We start from the raw sequence: 20,399 nt of genomic DNA on the forward strand, positions 1-20,399 counted from the left end.
CACCAGCCGGGTCACGGGAGCCGATCTCCGTGTTACGTTCGCCCGATGGCTGATTCCGTCGTACTGGATCCGGTGGACCTTCATCTGCTGCGACTGTTGCAGAACGACGCCCGGACGACGTACCGGGACCTCGCCGCTCAGGTGGGGGTCGCGCCGTCGACCTGTCTGGACCGGGTGGCCCGGCTGCGGCGCTCCGGCGTGATCCTCGGGCATCGGCTGAAGCTGGACCCGGCCAAGCTGGGGCGAGGGCTCCAGGCGCTGCTGTCGGTCCAGGTCAGACCGCACCGACGGGAGTTGGTGGGGCCGTTCGTGGAGCGGATCCGGGCGCTGCCGGAGTCGCTGACCGTCTTCCATCTGACCGGGCCGGACGACTATCTGATCCATGTCGCGGTCGCGGACATGGCGGATCTGCAACGGCTGGTGCTGGACGAGTTCACGTCGCGGCGGGAGGTGGCACGCGTGGAGACGCGGCTGATCTTCCAGCAGTGGGACTGCGGTCCGCTGCTGCCCTCTTCGCCCTCGGCTCAATCCGGGTGACGTCCGGCGGGCCGCGTACCAGGATGGTCGCCATGTCTGAGACCAACAGCCTGCTGCCCCGCGAGGTCGCCGACGCCTACGTCGACGACCTCATCGCCCTCGACCCGGTCACCGGTACCTATCTCGGCGTGCAGGAGAGTTACCGCCGCCTGCCCGATCTCTCCCCCGCGGGCCAGGCCGCGCTCGCGGAGCTTCAGCGGGCCACGCTCGCCCGGCTCGACGAGGCCGAGGCCGGACCCGGCGCGGACAGCGACATCGAGCGCCGCTGCGCCCGGCTGCTGCGGGAGCGGCTCACCGCGGAGCTCGCCGTGCACGAGGCCGACGAAGGTCTGCGCTCGGTCGGCAACCTGGGCACCGCCGCCCACTCGGTGCGAGAGGTGTTCACCGTGACGCCGACGCGGACCGAGGAGGACTGGGCCGCGGTCGCCGAGCGGCTGCGCGCGGTACCGGCCGCGCTGGCTGGCTACCGGGAGTCCCTCGCGCTCGGCCTGGAGCGCAAGCTGTACGCGGCGCCGCGGCCGACCGCCACGTTCGTCGAGCAGCTCACCGAGTGGGCGGACACCGGCGAGGGCCGGGGCTGGTTCGAGGACTTCGCCTCGCCGGGCCCGGACGCGCTGCGCACGGAGCTGGACGAGGCGGCGCGTTCCGCGACCGCGGCCGTGGTGGAACTGCGGGACTGGATGCGCGACGTGTACGCGCCGGCGATCGAGGGCGCCCCCGACACCGTGGGCCGGGAACGCTACGCCCGCTGGTCCCGCTACTACAACGGCACCGACCTCGACCTGGACGAGGCGTACGCCTACGGCTGGGCCGAGTACCACCGGCTGCTCGGCGAGATGAAGAAGGAGGCCGAGAAGGTCCTGCCGGGTGCCGGGACGCCGTGGGTGGCGCTGGCGCACCTCGACGCGCACGGCCGGCACATCGAGGGCGTCGACGAGGTCCGTGACTGGCTGCAGGGCCTGATGGACCGGGCGATCGACTCGCTCGACGGCACCCACTTCGAACTCGCCGAACGGGTACGGAAGGTGGAGTCGCGGATCGCCCCGCCGGGCAGCGCGGCGGCGCCGTACTACACGCCCCCGTCGGAGGACTTCTCCCGGCCCGGCCGCACCTGGCTGCCGACCATGGGGCTGACCCGCTTCCCCGTCTACGACCTGGTGTCGACCTGGTACCACGAGGGCGTCCCCGGCCATCACCTCCAGCTGGCGCAGTGGGCGCACGTCGCCGAGGACCTGTCCCGCTACCAGGCCTCCGTCGGCATGGTCAGCGCCAACGCGGAGGGCTGGGCGCTGTACGCGGAGCGGCTGATGGACGAGCTCGGCTTCCTCGCGGACGCGGAGGAACGGCTCGGTTACCTGGACGCGCAGATGATGCGGGCCGCCCGGGTGATCGTCGACATCGGCATGCACCTGGAGCTCGAGATCCCGGCGGACTCGCCGTTCCACCCGGGCGAGCGCTGGACGCCGGAACTGGCCGAGGAGTTCTTCGGGGCGCACAGCAGCCGTCCCGCGGATTTCGTGGAGAGCGAGATGACCCGCTATCTGACGATCCCCGGGCAGGCCATCGGCTACAAGCTCGGCGAGCGGGCCTGGCTGCTGGGCCGGGAGAACGCCCGCGAGCGGCACGGCGACGCCTTCGACCCCAAGGCGTGGCACATGGCGGCGCTGTCCCAGGGCTCGCTGGGCCTGGACGACCTGGTGGACGAGCTGTCGGCGCTGTGAGCCGGGCCGTCGGCGGCCGGCGCCGGGACGGCTCGGCCGGCGTCAGCGCCGGAAGCCGCCCTCGGAGTCGATGACCTGACCGGTGACCCTTCCCCAAGCTCTCAACTCCGTTCGAGCAGGGGAGGCCCCAACCGCCTCGTCCGTGGCCAGCCACGCGATGAGGCGGGCGGGGTCGTCGGGCATCCCCCACCGTCCGCCGGGGAAGCGTGCGGCGACGGCGTCGTAGGCGTCGCCGGTGAGGTAACCGGTGTCCACCGGGCCGGGGTTGACGGTGTTCACCGTGACGGCGTGCTCGGCCAGCGTGGTGGCCAGGGAGCGGGTGATCGAGGCGAGCGCGCCCTTCTGGAGGGCGTAGGCGATCTCGCCCGGCATTCCGCCCGCGATGTCCTGCCCGGACGTCATCGTCATCACGCGCCCGCCCGGGGTGCGCGGGGGCAGAGCGGCCCGGTGCCGGACATGGGCTTGGACGAGCAGGATCACCGAGCGGGTGTCGACGGCCCAGTGGGCGTCGAGCATCGCGGTGTCGACCGTGTCGAGGGTGCCGTCGGAGCCGTTGAGGGCGTGGTTGGCGACGAGGATGTCGAGCCGCCCGCCGAGAGCGGCGGTGGCCCGGTCGTGGAGTTCGGCGGGCACGGACGGGTCGGAGAGGTCGCCCGGACCCGACACCACCCGGGCCGAGGGATCGCCGAGGGCCTCCCGCACGGAGGCGGCCACGTCCTCGGGGCGGTCGGCGCCCCAGGGCATCGCGGCGTCGTGCGGCACGTGGTGGTGCAGGTAGACGCTCGCTCCGTGGGCGGCGAGACGCCGGGCGACCGCGTGTCCGATGCCGCCGCGTCGGCTGGCCCCGGTGACCAGCGCGGTCCGGCCGCGCAGGGGCAGGGGATCGCGGCGGAGCTCTTCGGGTGCGGGGTGCGGAAGTGGGGGCATGGTCAGCCATGATGGCGGGGCGGAGCCTTCGGCGCACGCCGATATCGTGACCCCGCTCCCACCGTGACGGCGACCGGCCCGGCGGCCCCCGTCCGACCGTCGATCACGTTTCCACGGCCACCCCGACCTCGCCCGCTCGACCCGGCGGCGCTCGGCTCAGCCCACGCCGTGTGTCCGTACCGTCGAGCCCGAGCGGCCCTTCACCACAGCGAGTTGGGCGTGGATGCGACGGCGCAGGTCGGGGACGTGGCTGACGATGCCCACGCTGCGGTCGCGTTCCCGCAGGGAGTCCAGGACGTCCAGCACCTCGTCGAGGGTCTGGTCGTCGAGGCTGCCGAAGCCCTCGTCGATGAAGAGGGTGTCCAGCCGGACCCCGCCGGCCTCGTCGGTGACCACGTCGGCGAGACCGAGGGCGAGGGCGAGCGAGGCGAAGAAAGTCTCGCCGCCGGAGAGGGTCGCGGTGTCCCGCTCCCGGCCGGTCCACGCGTCCACGACGTGCAGCCCGAGACCGCTGCGGCCGCGCCCGGTGCGGTCGTCGGAGTGCACCAGGGTGTAGCGGCCGGACGACATGCGGTGCAGTCGCGCGGTCGCCGCGGCGGCGACCTGTTCCAGGCGGGCGGCCAGGACGTAGGACTCCAGGCGCATCCTGCGTTCGTTGGCTGCCGAGGTGCCGGCGGTGAGGCCCGCCATGCGGGCCACCCGGTCGTACTCGTCGCGCAGCGGTGCCAGCCGGCGCGCGGCGGCGGTGGCCCGCGCGGAGAGCCGGTCGAGTTCGGCGCAGCGGCGGGCGGCGGCGTCGCGCGCGGAGGCCGCCTCGCGCACCCTGCGGTCCGCGTCCTCGGCGGTGCGCTGCGCGGCGGCGAGGTCGGCGGGGGGCTGCTGGGCGGCGGCCGCGGTGTCGGGCTCGGTGAGCGCCGCGCGTACGGCGGCCTCCTCCTGCTGCCAGGCGTCCAGCCGGTGCTGCAGTGCGCGGCCGGTGGCCGCGTCGAGCAGTGCCTCGGCCGCCGCCCGTGGGGTGTCGAAGCCTGCCTTGAAGGCGGCGTCCGCGAGCCTGGCGTCGGCGTACTTGAGCCGCTGCGCGGTGCCCTCGGCGAGCCGGACGGCGTCGGCGGCGTCGGCGAACCGCGCGGTGTCGCGCTCCAGTTGGGCGGCGCGTACGGCCACGCTGTCCGCGGTGCCCCGCGCCTTGGTCAACTCCTGCTGCAGAGCTGCCTGTTCCTGGTCGAGTCGCTCGCGGACACTTGCCCGCGCGGCGGCCCTGACCGCCGCCTCACGCTGTGCGGTCAGCCGCCGCTCGTGTTCGTGCTCCGCCTGCCGCAGCTGTTCCCGCACGGAGTGCAGCACGGAGGCAGCGTCCCGGGCCCGCACGTACTGCTCCTCCAACTCCTCGGCCTCGTGGGCGAGTCGGACGGTCGGCGTGTCTCCCGCCTCCGCTCCGGCGGCGGCCAGCGCCTCGCGGACGGCGCCGAGACGCCGCTCGTGGTCGGCGCGGCGTTCCTCGGCGCTCTGGTGGGCGGCGAGGGCGCGCTCCTCAGCCTCGCGGTCGACGTGGCCGGCGTCCTTGCGGGCGGGGGCGGGGTGTTCGACGGCGCCGCAGACCGCGCAGGGTGCGCCGTCGATGAGGTTCGCGGCGAGTTCGGCGGCGATGCCCGCCAGCCGCTGCTCCTTGAGGTCGAGCCAGTGCTGCTTGGCCGCGAGTGCCTGCTCCTGGGCCGTGCGGGCCTGCTCGGCGGCGCGGTCGGTGTCCCCGGCGAGCTGGTCCCGCAGCCGTGCGGCGTTCAGCCGCTGGTGCGCGGAGTCGCGTTGTACGGCGAGTCCGACGGCATCGGTCGCGGCCTCCTGCGCGGACTCGATGCGGGCCTGGAGCCCGGTCCGGGTCTCTTCCCAGCCTGTGAGCCAGACGTCCGACTCGTCCAGCACGTCGGCGTCGGCGCGCTCCTGACGGTCCAGGCCGGCCCGTTCGTCGAGGAGTTCGGCGAGCCGTCGCTCGGCGCGGCGGGCCGACTCGAGGCCGCCCAGTTCCTCGGCGGCCCGACGCGCGGCAGCCGTGAGCCCGGCCGTGCCCGCCTCCTTGTGGGCCTCGGGGAGCAGGGCACGCGTGCGCGCCTCGGCGTCGGCCGCCTCCCGGTGTTCGGCGTCGGCGGACTCCCGCAGTTCCAGCGCGGGGGCGACCGCCTCGGCCTTGCGGGAGCGGTCCAGGAGCGTCTGCGCCTCCTGCCGGACACCGTCCTCCTCCGCCAGTCGGGCCGCGCGCTCCCGCGCCTCGGCGAACCGCCGTTGCAGCCGGTCCCGTTCGCGGGCCTCGCCCAGTGACCGGTCGGCGGCGGCCTGCGCGGATTCGGCCGCGGCGAGACGGCAGCGGGCGACGGTGAGCTGTTCGCGGGCGGCGCTGCGGGCGACGGCGGCCGCGGTCAGCACGCTCTCGGCCAGCCCCGGTTCGCCCGGCGCGAGGTCCTCCAACCGCATCACCTCGCCCGCGGCCTGCTGCATCCGGTGCGCGTCGGCGAGCAGCTCCGCGTCGCCGTCCCGTACCTGGGCCTCGGTGGCGCGGCGGCGCTCCGCGAGGTGCTTCTCCACGTCGGCGAAGCGGCGGGTGTCGAAGAGCCGGCCGAGCAGCTTGCCGCGCGCCTCGGCGTCGGCGCGCAGGAACCGCGCGAAGTCGCCCTGGGGCAGGAGGACCACCTGGCAGAACTGCTCCCGGCTCATGCCGAGGAGCTGGGTGACCTCCTCGCCGACCTCCTGGTGGGAGCGGCTGAGGTCCTTCCAGGACCGGGCCGCCGGGTCGTACGCGCGCAGCCAGGTCTGCGCCTTGTCGAGGGTGGTGCCGGTGCCGCGCTTCTTCGGGCGCTGCCAGGGCGGCTGCCGGGTGACCTCGAGCCGGCGTCCGGCGACGGTGAGGTCGAGGGTGACCTCGGTGCGGACGGCGGGAGCGGCGTGGTCGCTGCGCAGCGTCATGCCCTGCCCGCTCTGCCGGGCGCCGGGGACGGATCCGTACAGGGCGTAGCAGACCGCGTCGAGTATCGAGGTCTTGCCGGCGCCGGTGGGGCCGTGCAGCAGAAAAAGGCCCGCGGTGGACAGTTCGTCGAAGTCGACGGTGAGCGAGCCGCCGAAGGGCCCGAAGGCGGTGAGGTCGAGCCGGTGCAGCCTCACCGCGCCACCTCCCGTACGGCCTCGTCGGCGCGGACCGCGTCGATGGCGTCCCGCAGGACGGCCCGCTCCCGCTCGTCGGGGCCCGCGCCGCGCACGTGGGCCACGAAGTCCTCCGCGATCTGCTGGTCGTCGCGGTCGGCGAGGCGGTGGGCGTAGGACACCGCGGGGTCGCCGGGCGCGCGTTCGGGTGCGAAGACGAGGCTGAGGGTGTGCGGGAAGCGTTCGGCGAGCCGGGCCATGGGGTCGGCCGGGCGGACCGGGTCGGTGAGGGTGGCCTCGACCCACGCCTCGCGGTGCGGCTCGAGGCCGGGGTCGGCGAGCAGCTCCTCCAGGGTGCCGCGGATCCGGGCGAGGGCGCGCGGCACCGGGCAGTCGATCCGCTCGGCGGTGACGCCGCCGTCGGCGGCCAGGTCGACGAGCCACATGCTCTTGCGGTGGTCCGCCTCGGAGAAGGAGTACGGGAGGGGGGAACCGGAGTAGCGCACGCGCTCGGTGAGGGTCTGGCAGCCGTGCAGATGCCCGAGCGCCACGTAGTCGACGCCGTCGAACACTCCGGCGGGTACGGCGGCGACCCCGCCGACGGTGATGTCCCGCTCGCTGTCGCTCGGTGTGCCGCCGGTGACGAAGGCGTGCGCGAGGACGACCGAGCGGGTGCCCCGCGGGCGGGCGGCGAGGTCGGCGCGGACCCGGTCCATGGCGGCGGCGAGCACGGCCTCGTGGCTCGCCTTCTCCACTCCGAACTCGTCCTTGACCAGGGCCGGTTCCAGATAGGGCAGGCCGTAGAAGGCGACGTCCCCGTGGCGGTCGGACAGCATCACGGGGGTGCCGCTCGCCGAGGGGGCGGTCCGCAGGTGGATGCCCGCGCGCCCGATGAGTCCGGCGCCGACACCGAGGCGGCGGGCCGAGTCGTGGTTGCCGGAGATCATCACCGTCGGCACGCCCAGGTCGGCGAGGCGGTGCAGGGCATCGTCGAACAGCTCCACCGCGGCGAGCGGCGGCACGGCACGGTCGTACACGTCTCCCGACACGACCAGCGCGTCGACGGCGTGCTCGCGCACGGTCGCCACGAGGTGGCCGATGAACTCGGCCTGGGCGCCGAGCATGCCGACCCGGTGGAACGCCCGGCCGAGGTGCCAGTCGGAAGTGTGCAGCAGTCTCATGACCCCCGAGAGTAACGGCCGGGTCCGACAGCACAGCCGGAAACTCCGGTATCGCCCCGTCATGACCGAAGCCACTTACGCCCGTTCTGTGCGATAAACAACCGATATGACGTCATGAGTCGATGAGGCGCGCGGTTGCGGTGAGGCGCGGTTGCGGTCACACGTCGCCGTACGTCTCGCCGCCCGGTTCGAAGCGGGCGGTTCCGGCGGTCGCGTCCGCGAGCCAGGACCGGAAGGCGTCCACGTCGGTGTCCGGGAGGGCGATCTCGATCGTGACCTCCTCGCCGTAGCGCACGTCCCGCACCTCGCGCCCCGTGGAGCGCAGGTCGTTCTGGACCTTGCCGGCCCGCTGGTGGTCGACGGTCACGGTGGCCAGCCGGAACCGGCGCCGGGTGAGCGTGCCGACGGTGTCCAGCGCCTCGCCGACGACCCCGCCGTACGCGCGGATGAGCCCGCCCGCGCCGAGTTTGACCCCGCCGTAGTAGCGGGTGACGACGGCGACGACGTACCGCATGTCGCGGCGCAGCAGCATCTGGAGCATCGGGACGCCCGCGGTGCCGCCGGGTTCGCCGTCGTCGCTGGCCTTCTGGACGGAGGCGTCCGCGCCGATGACGTACGCCCAGCAGTTGTGGGTGGCGTCGGCGTGCTCCTTGCGGACGGCGGCGACGAACTCCTGCGCCTCCCGCTCGGTGGCCGCCGGGGCGAGCGCGCACCGGAAGCGGGAGCGGTTGATCTCGGTCTCGTGCACACCCGCGCGGGCGACGGTGCGGTACTCGTCCTGCATCCGGCCAGCCTATGCGCAGCCGTCCGGGCGGGCCGCCCCGGCCGGGAGCAGGCGGGAAGCGCCTACCGCACGGGACCCCGGGGCACGGTCATCGCGGTCAGCAGGGCGGCGCCGGGGGCGAGGTCGGACCAGTCGGCGCCGCGCCAGGACAGTACGGCGACCGCGGAGGTCGGGAACTTGGTGCGGACCCGGTCGAGGGTGTCGTCCGCGCCGTCGCCGGCCAGGGTCAGGACGAGGTCGGCCAGGCCCGGGTTGTGGCCGACCAGCAGCAGGGTGCCGACCTCGGCGGGCGCCTCGCGCACCACGGCCAGCAGTCCGGGGACCCTGGCCGCGTACAGCCGGGACTCGTACCGGACCGGCGGGGACGTGTCCCACTCCGCCGCCGCCAGTTCCCAGGTCCGGCGAGCGCGTACGGCGGTGGAGCACAGGGCGAGGCCGGGCGGGCCGACGGTGTCGGCGATCGCGCGTCCGGCGGCGGGTGCGTCGCGCTCGCCCCGCGCGGCGAGCGGACGGTCCCGGTCGGGCACGCCCTCGGGCCAGGCGGACTTGGCGTGCCGCAGCACGACCAGCCGACGCGAGGGAGCGGCCCCGCCCCGCCCGGTGGAGGTGCTTCCCGCGGGCCCGGGTCCGCCGGGGAACCCGGTCATGCCAGGGCCCCCAGGGCCCGGGTGAGATCGAGGCCGAGCAGCCGGTCGGCGTAGGCGTACGTCTCGAAGCGGGCTCCGTCCGGCACCTCCGGATCCTGCTCCACCGCGCGGAGCACGCGGAGCACCCCGACCGCGTCCAGGTCGTCCTCCCAGGCGGTGCGCAGGTCCACGCGCACCGTGTCGGGGATGGGCCGTGAGGGGCGGTGCGCCCAGGCGGCGACGGCGCCGCGCCAGCGCTCGAGGGTGCCCGCGGCCTCGTCCAGGGCGGCTTGGTCGAGCCTCATCGGGCTGCTCCTGGGGTGTGTGAGCAGGGCGAGCCGCAGAACGGTCGGCTCGGTGGGACGGTTCGGGGCGGGGAGGCCGGCGGGGCGGGCGGGACCGGTGGCGTCCGGTGCGTCGCCCCCCAGCCCTTCCTGGTGGACGGGTGCGACGGCGACACGGACTCCGTCGGGTGTCGCGCCACCCTCGCTCACCACGTGCAGGACCTGGGCCTCTCCCAGCCCTGGACCGGCGTCCCGGCCCTCCTCGAAGGGCCGTACGCCGAGGGCGGCGCCCGCCGCGCGCAGTTCGGGCAGATCCCGTTCTCCTTCGAGCAGCGCCCACACCGGGGTACCGCCGAGTTCCAGGGCGCGCACGAGCAGGTCGGCGACGAGCAGCACGCGCAGGTTCGTCGGGTCGAACCCGCGCGTGTGGGCCTCGACACGGGTGAGGCCCCGCCGGGCGGGGGTGGCGTCCACGAGTTCGCCGGTCCGGGCGTCGGTGATGCGCAGCACGAGGCGAGCGTAGGCGCACAAGCGGGCTCGCGCAGTCATCTCGCACGCTTTTCGGGAACGCCGTGCCTTCGGAACGTACCCGTGGCCCGGGAATCACCCCGTGTTCCGGTTCGTTGCCCGTGGGACGGATTCCTACGGATCCCTTACGACTACGACGCTCCAGGAGGCCCGCGGTGCACGGCGACGAGGCAACGGTCCACAAGATCCTCACCGGGCTCGGCGACACCTGGGCCGTGGTGGGCCTGTCGTCGAACCGGCAGCGCGCGGCGTACGGCGTCGCCCAGGTGCTGCAGCGCTTCGGCAAGCGTGTGGTGCCGGTGCATCCGAAGGCCGAGACGGTGCATGGCGAGCAGGGGTACGCCTCGCTCGCGGACATCCCCTTCGAGGTGGACGTCGTGGACGTGTTCGTGAACGGCGAACTGGCCGGGGCGGTCGCGGACGAGGCGGTGGCCAAGGGGGCCAAGGCCGTCTGGTTCCAGCTGGACGTCATCGACGAGGCCGCCTACGAGCGGACCCGTGCGGCGGGTCTGGAGATGGTGATGGACCGCTGCCCGGCGATCGAGATACCGCGGCTGGGCCGGTGACCTGAGCGGGAGATTCCCGGGCGGTTCCTGCCGGGCACTCGGCGCGTCGGCAGCGGCCGGGACCGGACGTGGGCCGGCGGCGTTCGGGAGCGCCGTCGGCCACAGGGGATGAGCCGCGGCCGACGATCTGCCGGAGAACCTCCGGCTCGGCTCGCTGGGGCCGGGTCAGCCGAGGGCGGGCCGCGACAGGCCTCAGGGCCGGTGCCGGGGCCCCGCGAGACCTGGGGCGCCCCACACCGGGAACCAGCGGGCCAGATCGGCCTCGATGCGCAGGTCGTCCGCGAGGAGCGCCCTGATCTGGAGTTCCAGCGCGTTGTCGCGCCGCTCCGTGCCGTCGGGGAGCGGCGCGAAGGGGTAGAAGGTGCCGCGCTTGTAGAGGTAGACCAGCGCCAGGGCCCGATGATCCGATGTGGCCCGGAACCCGACCAGGGAGCAGAGGAGCTGCGGGCCGAAGCCCGCGTCCTGGAGGAGCGTGTTGACGGCGTGCAGATCGTTGACCAGTGAGGCGGTGTCGTCGGCGGGGTGATGGACGAGGAGCCATGTATACCCGTACGCATCCTTGGTGTACTCGACGGGTGTGCCGCCCCGGCCGGTGTCGGCGTCGAGCAGGTCCCGTACCTCCTGCTGGAGCCGGTCGAAGGCGCCGCCCTCCACGCTCGCGAAACAGACCGATCCGTTCCCGGTCGGAGTGAACCCCGCCCCCGCCTGCACGGTGATCGCGGCCGAGGGCAGGCTGAAGAGCTGGTCGAGGTCCGGGCGGACCGGCTTGCTGCGGCCGAGGATGGCGTCCAGGAGTCCCACGGCGCGGCACCTCCCTGGATCGTCATCCCCGGCCGAGCTGGGCCGAGATCCGGCCGAGCTGGTCGAGGCGCTGCTCAAGGGTGGGGTGGGAGGAGAGCAGCCGGCTCAGGCTCTCCTTGGAGGAGAAGGCCGGTGCGAACCAGAGGGCGTTGAACGGCTCTGCCCGGCGAAGGTCCTCCGTCGGAATCCTCGCCATCTCACCGGTCACCTTGGTGAGCGCGGACGCGAGTGCGGACGGACGGCCGGTGAGCAACGCCGCGGAACGGTCTGCGGACAGTTCGCGGTAGCGGGACAACAGCCGGGTCAGCAGGAAGCTGATCACGTATACGACGGCGCTGACCAGGGGGATCAGGAGGGCCGCGATGGCGGTGGAGCTGTCGCGGCTGTTGCGGCCGAGCCCGGTGTAGAGCGCGGCGCGCGTCATGAAACCGGCCAGGACACCGAGAAACGACGCGATGGTCATCACGGCGACGTCGCGATGGGCGACATGCGACATCTCGTGGGCGAGGACGCCCTCCAGCTCCTCCGGTTCCAGGCGACGGAGCAGACCCGTGGTGACGCATACCAGGGCCGTCCTCTCGTTGCGGCCGGTGGCGAAGGCGTTCGGTATGTCTCTGTCGGAGATCGCCACCCGTGGCTTGGGCATGTCGGCGAGGGCGCAGACACGGTCCACGGAACCGTGCAGCCCGGGGGCCTGCTCGGGGGTGACCTCGCGCGCACCCATGCTGAAGGCCGCGATCCGGTCGCTGAACCAGAACTGCGCGACGAACAGGACGCCCGCGATCAGCAGGATGACGGGCCACGCGTTCTGCAGGAGGGCCAGCAGAACACCGACGAAGACGACATAGAGCAGCCCGATCAGGAACATCGTCGTCACCATGCGGGTGGTGAGTCCCCGGTCCGGGGCGTACCGCGACTGCGACCAGGTCCTGGGCATCCGGATCACCTCCAGGAGGCATGCACTGCCTCACCGCACATCCCTCTCCTGCAAGTGTGCTCCTTCCCCGCACGGCTGGGGCGGGTGCCGGCCCCGGTCCTGTCGCCGAATGAGCCGGACGACCGCCTGCCGGGCGACGACAGGCCCCGAGGGCGGTGAGCGGCCCCCGGGGCGTCCGACGGACCGGGAGACCGAGCGCCGCGGCCGAGGCCGGGGACGCGCGCAGCCAAGGGTCACGGGACGTCGGCCCACGGCGTCCCGGGGCATGAGCCGCTGCCGGTCCTGCGGGGCGTGCCGGTCCTGCGGGGCGTGCCGGTCCCGCGGGGCCGTCGGAGGAGCGGGGTGTCACTGCGGTGCCGGAAGAACCGTCGTGCCGCCATAATGACCGGATGACGCAGCCCTCTCCGTATGCCAACTCCCTTGCTCCGCAACGGTTTTCAGTGGTCGTCGTGGGTGCGGGTCCTGCCGGGCTCACGGTCGGCAACATCCTGCGGGCGGCCGGTGCGGAGTGCCTGGTCCTGGAGACCGAGTCGCGGGAGTTCATCGAGCGGCGGCCCCGGGCCGGGGTGATCGAGGAATGGGCGGTGCGCGGGCTGGAGCGGCGTGGTCTGGCGCGCAACCTGCTGGACCGCGCCGAGTTGCACACCGCGTGCGAGTTCCGCTTCGACGGGGAGCGGCACCGCTTGCCCTACCAGGAGCTGACCGGCAGTCACCACTGGGTCTACCCACAGCCGTCGCTGGTCACGGACCTGGTGCGCGAGTACGCGGACGTACGGGGCGGGCAGATCCGGTTCGGCGTGCGGGACGTACGGCTGCACGACCTGGACGGCGACCGGCCGTCGGTGTCGTACACCTGCCCGGAGACCGGCGGGCGACAGGTCGTGGAGTGCTCCTTCGTGGCGGGCTGCGACGGGGCCCGCGGGGCGACGCGAGCCGCGCTGCCGCCGGAGCGGGCGCGCGTGGCGCGGCACGACTACGGCATCGGCTGGCTGGCGCTGCTCGCCGAGGCTCCGCCGGCCGGCGACAGCGTGTTGTTCGGCTGCCACCCGGACGGGTTCGCCGGCCAGATGCCGCGCAGCCCCGAGGTGACCCGCTACTACCTCCAGTGCCCGCCCGGCGACGACCCCGCCGGCTGGCCGCACGAACGCGTCTGGACGGAACTCCGGCGACGGCTCGGCGCGGCCGGAGCACCCCCGCCGGTCGAGGGGCCGCTGATCGAGAAGCGCGTGCTGGACATGCACGACTACGTCACCGAGCCGATGGCGTTCGGGCGCCTCTTCCTGGCCGGGGACGCGGCGCATCTGGTCGCGCCGATCGCCGCCAAGGGCATGAACCTCGCCCTGCACGACGCCTTCCTGCTCGGCGACGCGCTGGCCGCACACCTCACCAGCGGCGATGACAGCGGGCTGGCCGGCTACTCGCAGGCCTGCCTGCGGCGCGTGTGGGACTACCAGGAGTTCTCGCAGTGGCTCTCCGAGCTCTACCACGGCACTGCGGCGGGCGAACCGTTCCGCGCGGGCACCACGCTCGCCCGGTTGCGGCGTCTGTTCACGTCCCGCGCCGCGGCTGCCGCCTTCGCCGAGCAGTATCTGGGCACGGCGGCCCACTACTGACCGAGGGAGCACGGAAGGTCCCTCCGGCTCCCCGGCGTACGGGGCGGCACGGCCGGCTCCCTCAGTCGTGCGGAGGCCGGTCGCTCAGCCGGTGGTCGGCGACGTTGAGCGCCTCGTCCACCAGGCGCCGCAGATGTCCGTCGCGCAGCGAATAGACCACCCGGCGGCCCTCCTTGCGCGTGGCCACCAGCCCCGCGAGGCGCAGCCGCGCCAGATGCTGGCTGACCGCGGGCCGCGCCGCCCCGCACACTTCCGTGAGCGTGCCGACGTCGGCCTCGCCGCCGGCCAGCGCGTGCAGCAGGGTCAGCCGGGTGCGGTCGCCGAGGAGGGCCAGGAGTTCCGCAGCGAGCGCGAACTGCTCGTCGCCGGGGGTGCGCGGGTGCGCATCGTGCGCAGGTGACAGGTGCATGCGTGCGCTCATACGCACATAATGGCCCCGTGGGCGGCGGCACGTCCACCTCGCGCACCGGAAGGGGATCCACGTGAGCGACCGGCACGAACACGGCCAGGACCGGAAGCCCGGACATCGGCACAGCCACAGCCACGAGCAGCCGCAGGGGCACCCCCACCAGCACCCCGGCGCGTCCCCACGCCACCACGGCCGTCTCCTGCCCGGCCGCCGTCTCCGCCATCTGCTCACCCCGCACTCCCACGAGACCGCGGAGAAGCTCGACTCCGCCCTCGAGTCCTCGGCCCGCGGCCTGCGGGCGCTGTGGGTCTCGCTGGCGGTGCTCGGCGCGACGGCTCTGGCGCAGGCGGCCGTGGTGGCCGTCTCGGGCTCGGTCGCGCTGCTCGGCGACACGGTGCACAACGCCGCGGACGCGCTGACCGCCGTACCGCTCGGGATCGCCTTCGTGCTGGGCCGGCGGGCCGCCACCCGCCGCTTCACCTACGGCTACGGCCGGGCCGAGGACCTGGCGGGCATCGTGATCGTGCTGACGATCGCCGCCTCCGCGGCCTTCGCGGGCTGGACGGCGGTGGACCGGCTCCTCGACCCTCGCCCGATGAACCACGCGCCGGTGGTGGCCGTCGCCGCACTCGTCGGGTTCGCGGGCAACGAGTGGGTGGCCCGCTACCGCATCCGGGTCGGCCGGGCCATCGGCTCGGCCGCACTGGTCGCCGACGGGCTGCACGCCCGGACGGACGGTTTCACCTCACTCGCCGTCCTGCTGGGCGCGGGCGGGGCGGCCCTGGGGTGGCAGCTCGCCGACCCGATCGTGGGACTGGCGATCACCACGGCGATCGTCCTGGTGCTGCGGGACGCGGCGCGGGAGGTGTTCCGGCGGCTGATGGACGCCGTCGACCCGGCGCTCGTGGACCGGGCCGAGCAGGCGTTGCGGCAGGTTCCCGGTGTGCGCGGGGTGGGTGAGCTGCGGCTGCGCTGGATCGGACACCGGCTGCGGGCCGAGGTGGCGGTCGTGGTGGACGGCGGGGCGACCGTGCGGGAGGCCCACCGCATCGCGGTCGACGCCGAGCACGCCCTGCTGCACGCCGTACCCCGGCTGACCGCGGCCCTGGTCCACGCCGACCCGGAACCCGCCCCGGGTGAGCACGACCCGCACCTGCTCCTGGCCCACCACGCGGCGGCATGACCGGTACGGCCGGTGCGACTCGGCCGGCCCGGCGCGATCTCCGGGAGCACCCGGGGATCAGGCCACTCCCAGCCCCTCCAGCACGACCGCGCCGGGCAGTTCGGCGAAGGCCTTGCCCGGTACCAGGAGCTTGCCCTGCCGGCGCCCGCTGCCGACGAGCACGTACGGCAGGTCGACGACGGCCGCGTCCACGAGTACCGGCCAGTTCTCGGGGAGTCCGATCGGGGTGATGCCGCCGTACTCCATGCCGGTCTCCCCCGTCGCCGTGTCCATCGGGGCGAACGACGCCTTACGGGCCGCGAGTCGGCGGCGCACGAGACCGTTGACGTCGGCCCGGGTGGTGGACAGGACGACGCAGGCGGCAAGGGCGGTCTCGCCACCCCGCTTGCCGGCCACGACCACGCAGTTCGCCGAGCGCTCGATGAGGTCCCGGCCGTAGTGCTCGACGAAGACGGCGGTGTCGGCCCAGCGCGGGTCCGTGTCGACGTAGAGGATCTGCTCGGCGGGGACGCTGCCGCTCCAGGCGCGGACGGCCGCGGCGACCGGCGCGGTGAGGTCGTCGAGGCGGTCGGGAGCGGGGGTGGCGTGGTCGAAGGTGCCGATGGGTGCGCGCATGGCGGCACGGTAACAGCCGTGCGGCGGCTGTCGGCGGGGGTCTCGGCGCGTGGGCGGGACCGGGACCGTCGTGATCGTCTCCGTCGGTTCGCCACCGTGGTCGCTGTAGCCGTGCGAGGCGCCGGCCTCGGTGTGCCAGAGGCGTACGACCTGGTCGGGGAGGACGGTACGGACCTTCGGTCCCCGCTCGTGGCCCAGCGGGGGCCGGCTGCGGTGCGGCGCACCCGATCGTCCACCGGACTGCGCCGCCGTTCACCGGACTGCGCCACGGACCGGGCCTCAGCTCCCGGGCTCCAGCTCGACCAGCCGGTTCGCGCCGTCCCCGGCCGGCCGGTGCGGGCCTTCCTCGTCCAGCTCGGCGAGCCGGGCCACGGCCTCCTCGTCCAGCGCCGACAGCGCCCGCAACTGCTCCGGTGTGACGCCCTCCGGAATCGGCACCGGCGCCGGCGTGCGCAGCGGCGGCTGCCACCCCTCGTCGGGAGTCCAGCGGCGTACGACCCGGGCCGGGGCGCCCGCGACCACGGCGTGGTCGGGAACCGTGCCCCGTACCACCGCGCCCGCGGCCACCACCACGTTCCGCCCGATCCGCGCACCCGGGAGGATCACCGCCCCGGTGCCGATCCAGCAGCCGGGACCGATCTCCACCGGGTCCATGCGCGGCCACTGCTTGCCGATGGGCTCGTGCGGATCGTCGTAGGAGTGATTGGTGGACGTGATGTAGACGTACGGCCCGAAGTAGCAGTCGCTGCCGATCGTGACGGTGGTGTCGGCGATGACATGGCTGCCCCGGCCCAGGACGACGCCGTCGCCGAGGCGGAGGATCGGGTGGGGACCCAGCTCGAGGCCGGGCATCAGACCGGCGGTCAGGGTGACCTGTTCGCCGATGATGCAGTGGGCACCGAGATGGATCCAGGGCTCGCCGAAGACGGTGCCGAGCGGGAAGGCGAGCCTGGTACCCGTACCCATCGCGCCGAAGCGGAGGCGACCGGGACGCTCGGCGGTCACCGAGCCCGTGCGCTGCACCCAGGCCCAGCCCGCGTGGACCGCGCGCTGCGCGAGGCGGTGCGACCAGGACGAGAACGTGTTCCTGCTTTTCGGCACCCGCTCACCGTAGTCGCCGGGCGTGGCACCCACGCATCGCGCACCCTGTGATCTTCACCCCACCGCTCTGGCGTACGGTGCCTGTCATCACCCGACCAGGAGGCGACGATGACGCACGAGGCGCTGATCACCGGCATCGGCGACAGGCACCCGCAGGTGGACACGACCGCCTTCGTGGCACCCACGGCCGCGGTGATCGGTGACGTGAAGCTGGGGGCGGGCGCGAGCGTCTGGTACGGCGCGGTCCTGCGCGGTGACGTGGAGGCGATCTCGGTCGGCGCGAGCAGCAACGTCCAGGACAACTGCACCCTGCACGCCGACCCGGGTTTCCCCGTCACGGTCGGCGAGCGGGTCTCCGTCGGGCACAACGCCGTGGTGCACGGGGCGACGGTCGGGGACGACTGCCTGATCGGCATGGGGGCCACGGTGCTCAACGGCGCGGTGATCGGCGCCGGTTCCCTGGTGGCCGCGCAGGCGCTGGTGCCGCAGGGCATGGAGGTGCCGCCGGGCTCGCTGGTCGCGGGGGTCCCGGCGAAGGTCCGGCGGGAGCTGACCGAGGAGGAGCGCGCGGGGCTGACGCTCAACGGGACGATGTACGCGGAGCTGGCGAAGACGCACCGCGGTGTGCACGGTGCGCCTTAGAGCCCCGAACGCAAGGGGCTCGCGGCGTCCGGCACGCACGCTCGCCGCGTTACCCAAAGGCCCTGGTAGCTCCTCCCCCACTCTCGGCTCCGCTCAAGCGGGGGGACCCCCATCGAGGACCTTCCGGCGCCTTGCGATCGCACGCTCCCCCAAGCTCTCGGCTCCGTTCGAGCAGGGGGGACCCCCATGACGCCGCGAGCCGATCGGACTCCCCTTGTGTTCGGGGCTCTTAGGTCCTGCCTGGGACAGCGGTGGGCGGGCCGGGGCGCTCAGGCGTTCCAGCTCCACTCGGCGACCTCGGGCAGGTCGGTGCCGTGGGCGCGGATCCAGTCGTGGTGCCGGGTGCGGGCGTCGGCCATCCGCTGGCGTACGGCGGCGGCTCGGACCGCGAGGCCCGGGACGCGGTCGATGACGTCCATGACCAGCCGGTAGCGGTCGAGGTCGTTGCGGACCACCATGTCGAACGGCGTGGTGGTCGTGCCGGACTCCTTGTATCCGCGGACGTGCAGGTTCTCGTGCCCGGTGCGCCGGTAGGCGAGGCGGTGGATCAGCCACGGGTATCCGTGGTAGGCGAAGATGACCGGCTTGTCGGTGGTGAACAGGCCGTCGTACTCGAAGTCGGTCATGCCGTGGGGGTGTTCCCCGCGGGGCAGCAGCCGGGTGAGGTCGACGACGTTGACGACGCGGACCGCCAGGTCCGGAAGGTGACGGCGCAGCAGCTGTGCCGCGGCCAGCACCTCCTGGGTGGGCACGTCCCCCGCGCAGCCCAGCACCACGTCGGGCGCGCCGCCGTTCTCGGTGCCGGCCCATTCCCAGATCCCGGCGCCGCGCGCGCAGTGGACGCGGGCCGCGTCCATGGACAGCCAGTCGAAGCAGGGCTACTTGCCGGCCACGACGACGTTGACGTAGTCGCGGCTGCGCAGCACGTGGTCCGCGACCGACAGCAGGGTGTTGGCGTCCGGCGGCAGGTAGACCCGGACGACCTCGGGGCTCTTGTTGAGCACGTGGTCGACGAAGCCGGGGTCCTGGTGGGAGAAGCCGTTGTGGTCCTGGCGCCACACGTGCGAGGTGAGCAGGTAGTTGAGGGAGGCGATGGGGGCGCGCCAGGGCAGTTCGCGGGAGGTCTTCAGCCACTTGATGTGCTGGTTGACCATCGAGTCGACGATGTGCACGAACGCCTCGTAGCAGGAGAACAGGCCGTGCCGTCCGGTGAGCAGATAGCCCTCGAGCCAGCCCTGGCAGAGGTGTTCGGAGAGGATCTCCATCACCCGGCCGTGCGGGTCGAGGTGCTCGTCGACGTCGAGGGTGCCGGCCTGCCACGCCTTGCCGCTGGCGTCGTAGACGGCCTGCAGCCGGTTGGACGCCGTCTCGTCGGGGCCGACGAGCCGGAAGTCCCGCCGGCCGGCGGTGTCCTCCATGACCTGTTTCAGGAGGTCGCCGAGGACGCGGGTGGGTTCGTGGAGGGTGGCGCCGGGCTTGTCGACGGGGACGGCGAAGCCGTCGAGGTCCGGCATCGGCAGTTCGCGGACGAGCAGCCCGCCGTTGGCGTACGGGGTGGCACCGAGCCTGCGGGCGCCTTCGGGCACACAGGCGAGGACGTCCGCGACGGGCCGGCCCTCGGCGTCGAAGAGCTCCTCGGGCCGGTACGACCGCAGCCATGCCTCCAACTGGTGCAGGTGCTCCGGATTCTCCCGGACGCCCGGCAGCGGCACCTGGTGGGAGCGCCAGGTGTTCTCCACGGGTACGCCGTCCACCTCGGCCGGACCGGTCCAGCCCTTCGGGGTGCGCAGCACGATCACCGGCCAGGACACCCGTTCGGTCGCGCCGTCCTCGCGGGCGGCGCGCTGCGCCGCCGCGATGCGGTCCAGGGCGGTGTCCATGGCACGGGCCATCGCCCGGTGGACGGTGGCGGGGTCGTCGCCCGTCACGTGGATCGGCTCGTGCCCGTAGCCGCGCAGCAGCGAGTCGAGCTCGGCCTCGGGGAGACGGGACAGGACGGTCGGGTTGGCGATCTTATAGCCGTTGAGGTGCAGGATCGGCAGGACGGCACCGTCGTGCACCGGGTCGAGGAACTTGTTGGAGTGCCACGACGCGGCCAGCGGCCCGGTCTCGGCCTCACCGTCGCCGATCACGCAGGCCACCAGCAGGCCGGGGTGGTCGAGGGCGGCGCCGTAGGCGTGGGCGAGGGAGTAGCCCAGTTCGCCGCCCTCGTGGATCGAGCCCGGGACCTCCGGGGCGACGTGGCTGGGGACGCCTCCGGGGAAGGAGAACTGCCGGAACAGCCGCGCCATGCCCGGGGCGTCCCGGCCGACGTCCGGGTACTTCTCGCCGTAGCTGCCCTCCAGCCAGGAGTTGGCCAGCACGGAGGGGCCGCCGTGGCCGGGCCCCCAGACGCAGAGCGTGTCCAGCCCGCGTGCGCCGATCACCCGGTTCAGGTGGGTGTACACCAGGTTCAGCCCGGGTGAGGTGCCCCAGTGCCCGAGCAGTCTCGGCTTGATGTGCTCGGGCTTGAGGGGCTCGGTGAGCAGCGGGTTCGCCAGCAGGTAGATCTGCCCCGCCGCCAGGTAGTTGGCGGCCCGCCAGTGGGCGTCCAGCGTGCGCAGCTCCTCGTCGGTCAGTGCGGTCCGGGTGTCCTGGTCCTCGGGCATGGCTGGCTCCGTGGGTGATCGACGGGGGGTGATCCGGGTGATCGAGGCGATCCGGCGTGCGGGACGAGCGGCGGTGGGAAGCGGGGGGCGGCAAAGAGTGGGGGCTCGCACGGGATCGGGGACGGTGTCGGTGTCAGGGACGGGGGTACCAGTTTCCGCCCGCCCCG

17 protein-coding genes and 1 pseudogene are annotated in these 20,399 nt (G+C 73.7%); 6 read left to right on the plus strand and 12 right to left on the minus strand.

Features of this window, described 5'->3' with window-relative positions; genetic code table 11:
• The first annotated feature begins 45 nt into the window (after positions 1 to 45).
• Positions 46 to 537 carry an Lrp/AsnC family transcriptional regulator gene (locus OHB56_RS07350; protein ID WP_055596078.1) on the plus strand — a complete coding sequence of 164 codons (492 nt, stop codon included), beginning with the start codon at positions 46 to 48 and terminating at the stop codon, positions 535 to 537.
• A 32-nt stretch (positions 538 to 569) separates the two neighbouring features.
• The gene (locus OHB56_RS07355; RefSeq protein WP_406352287.1) at positions 570 to 2,258 is read left to right on the plus strand and encodes a DUF885 domain-containing protein; all 1,689 of its coding nucleotides are present in this window, start codon (positions 570 to 572) and stop codon (positions 2,256 to 2,258) included.
• Positions 2,259 to 2,300: 42 nt separating this feature from the next.
• Here the strand turns inward: OHB56_RS07355 and OHB56_RS07360 are convergent, their stop codons facing one another.
• From OHB56_RS07360 to OHB56_RS07385, 6 genes are all read right to left on the minus strand, one after another.
• Positions 2,301 to 3,185, minus strand: coding sequence for an SDR family oxidoreductase (locus tag OHB56_RS07360; RefSeq protein WP_406352289.1), 885 nt, complete (start codon positions 3,183 to 3,185; stop codon positions 2,301 to 2,303).
• Between the two features lie 156 nt (positions 3,186 to 3,341).
• Complete coding sequence (locus OHB56_RS07365; protein ID WP_406352290.1) at positions 3,342 to 6,335, minus strand: AAA family ATPase; 2,994 nt, start codon at positions 6,333 to 6,335, stop codon at positions 3,342 to 3,344.
• On the minus strand, positions 6,332 to 7,495 hold the full coding sequence (locus tag OHB56_RS07370; protein WP_326751529.1) for an exonuclease SbcCD subunit D: 1,164 nt from the start codon (positions 7,493 to 7,495) through the stop codon (positions 6,332 to 6,334). Before OHB56_RS07370 ends, OHB56_RS07365 begins: the two co-directional genes overlap by 4 nt.
• A gap of 157 nt (positions 7,496 to 7,652) precedes the next feature.
• Complete coding sequence (locus OHB56_RS07375; protein WP_326751530.1) at positions 7,653 to 8,279, minus strand: YigZ family protein; 627 nt, start codon at positions 8,277 to 8,279, stop codon at positions 7,653 to 7,655.
• A gap of 62 nt (positions 8,280 to 8,341) precedes the next feature.
• Positions 8,342 to 8,926: a histidine phosphatase family protein gene (locus tag OHB56_RS07380; RefSeq protein WP_326751531.1), complete on the minus strand. Its 585-nt coding sequence runs from the start codon at positions 8,924 to 8,926 to the stop codon at positions 8,342 to 8,344.
• Entirely contained in the window at positions 8,923 to 9,738 is an 816-nt protein-coding gene (locus tag OHB56_RS07385) for a hypothetical protein (protein ID WP_326751532.1), read from the minus strand. The genes OHB56_RS07380 and OHB56_RS07385 overlap by 4 nt, the downstream gene beginning before the upstream one ends.
• A gap of 134 nt (positions 9,739 to 9,872) precedes the next feature.
• Between OHB56_RS07385 and OHB56_RS07390 the strand changes: the two genes are divergently transcribed.
• Positions 9,873 to 10,283 (plus strand): CoA-binding protein, encoded by a 411-nt coding sequence (locus tag OHB56_RS07390; RefSeq protein ID WP_326751533.1) that lies wholly within the window; start codon positions 9,873 to 9,875, stop codon positions 10,281 to 10,283.
• Between the two features lie 192 nt (positions 10,284 to 10,475).
• Here OHB56_RS07390 and pspAB read toward each other — a convergent pair whose 3' ends face one another.
• Together pspAB and htpX are read right to left on the minus strand one after the other, a co-directional pair.
• Entirely contained in the window at positions 10,476 to 11,084 is a 609-nt protein-coding gene (pspAB, locus tag OHB56_RS07395) for a PspA-associated protein PspAB (protein WP_326751534.1), read from the minus strand.
• 22 nt (positions 11,085 to 11,106) lie between these two features.
• Entirely contained in the window at positions 11,107 to 12,021 is a 915-nt protein-coding gene (gene htpX / locus OHB56_RS07400) for a zinc metalloprotease HtpX (RefSeq protein ID WP_326751535.1), read from the minus strand.
• A 389-nt stretch (positions 12,022 to 12,410) separates the two neighbouring features.
• On the opposite strand from htpX, the gene OHB56_RS07405 reads away from it, so the two are divergent.
• Positions 12,411 to 13,634 (plus strand): 4-hydroxybenzoate 3-monooxygenase, encoded by a 1,224-nt coding sequence (locus OHB56_RS07405; RefSeq protein WP_406352294.1) that lies wholly within the window; start codon positions 12,411 to 12,413, stop codon positions 13,632 to 13,634.
• Between the two features lie 61 nt (positions 13,635 to 13,695).
• Here the strand turns inward: OHB56_RS07405 and OHB56_RS07410 are convergent, their stop codons facing one another.
• Positions 13,696 to 14,055, minus strand: coding sequence for a metalloregulator ArsR/SmtB family transcription factor (locus tag OHB56_RS07410; protein ID WP_326751537.1), 360 nt, complete (start codon positions 14,053 to 14,055; stop codon positions 13,696 to 13,698).
• Between the two features lie 61 nt (positions 14,056 to 14,116).
• Here OHB56_RS07410 and OHB56_RS07415 point away from each other — a divergent pair, with 61 nt between their 5' ends.
• Positions 14,117 to 15,226 (plus strand): cation diffusion facilitator family transporter, encoded by a 1,110-nt coding sequence (locus OHB56_RS07415; RefSeq protein ID WP_406352296.1) that lies wholly within the window; start codon positions 14,117 to 14,119, stop codon positions 15,224 to 15,226.
• 57 nt (positions 15,227 to 15,283) lie between these two features.
• On the opposite strand, the gene OHB56_RS07420 is transcribed toward OHB56_RS07415, so the two are convergent.
• Together OHB56_RS07420 and OHB56_RS07425 are read right to left on the minus strand one after the other, a co-directional pair.
• Positions 15,284 to 15,841, minus strand: a complete 558-nt coding sequence (locus OHB56_RS07420) for a YbaK/EbsC family protein (RefSeq protein ID WP_326751539.1) — start codon at positions 15,839 to 15,841, stop codon at positions 15,284 to 15,286.
• Positions 15,842 to 16,120: 279 nt separating this feature from the next.
• Positions 16,121 to 16,942 carry an acyltransferase gene (locus OHB56_RS07425; protein ID WP_406358962.1) on the minus strand — a complete coding sequence of 274 codons (822 nt, stop codon included), beginning with the start codon at positions 16,940 to 16,942 and terminating at the stop codon, positions 16,121 to 16,123.
• A gap of 108 nt (positions 16,943 to 17,050) precedes the next feature.
• Between OHB56_RS07425 and OHB56_RS07430 the strand changes: the two genes are divergently transcribed.
• Positions 17,051 to 17,584 (plus strand): gamma carbonic anhydrase family protein, encoded by a 534-nt coding sequence (locus OHB56_RS07430; RefSeq protein WP_406352298.1) that lies wholly within the window; start codon positions 17,051 to 17,053, stop codon positions 17,582 to 17,584.
• Positions 17,585 to 17,853: 269 nt separating this feature from the next.
• Here OHB56_RS07430 and OHB56_RS07435 read toward each other — a convergent pair.
• Positions 17,854 to 20,232 (minus strand): annotated as a pseudogene (locus OHB56_RS07435) (phosphoketolase).
• Between the last annotated feature and the right edge of the window lie 167 nt (positions 20,233 to 20,399).

The organism is Streptomyces sp. NBC_01635 (assembly GCF_045209715.1).
Lineage (GTDB): Bacteria > Actinomycetota > Actinomycetes > Streptomycetales > Streptomycetaceae > Streptomyces > Streptomyces hirsutus.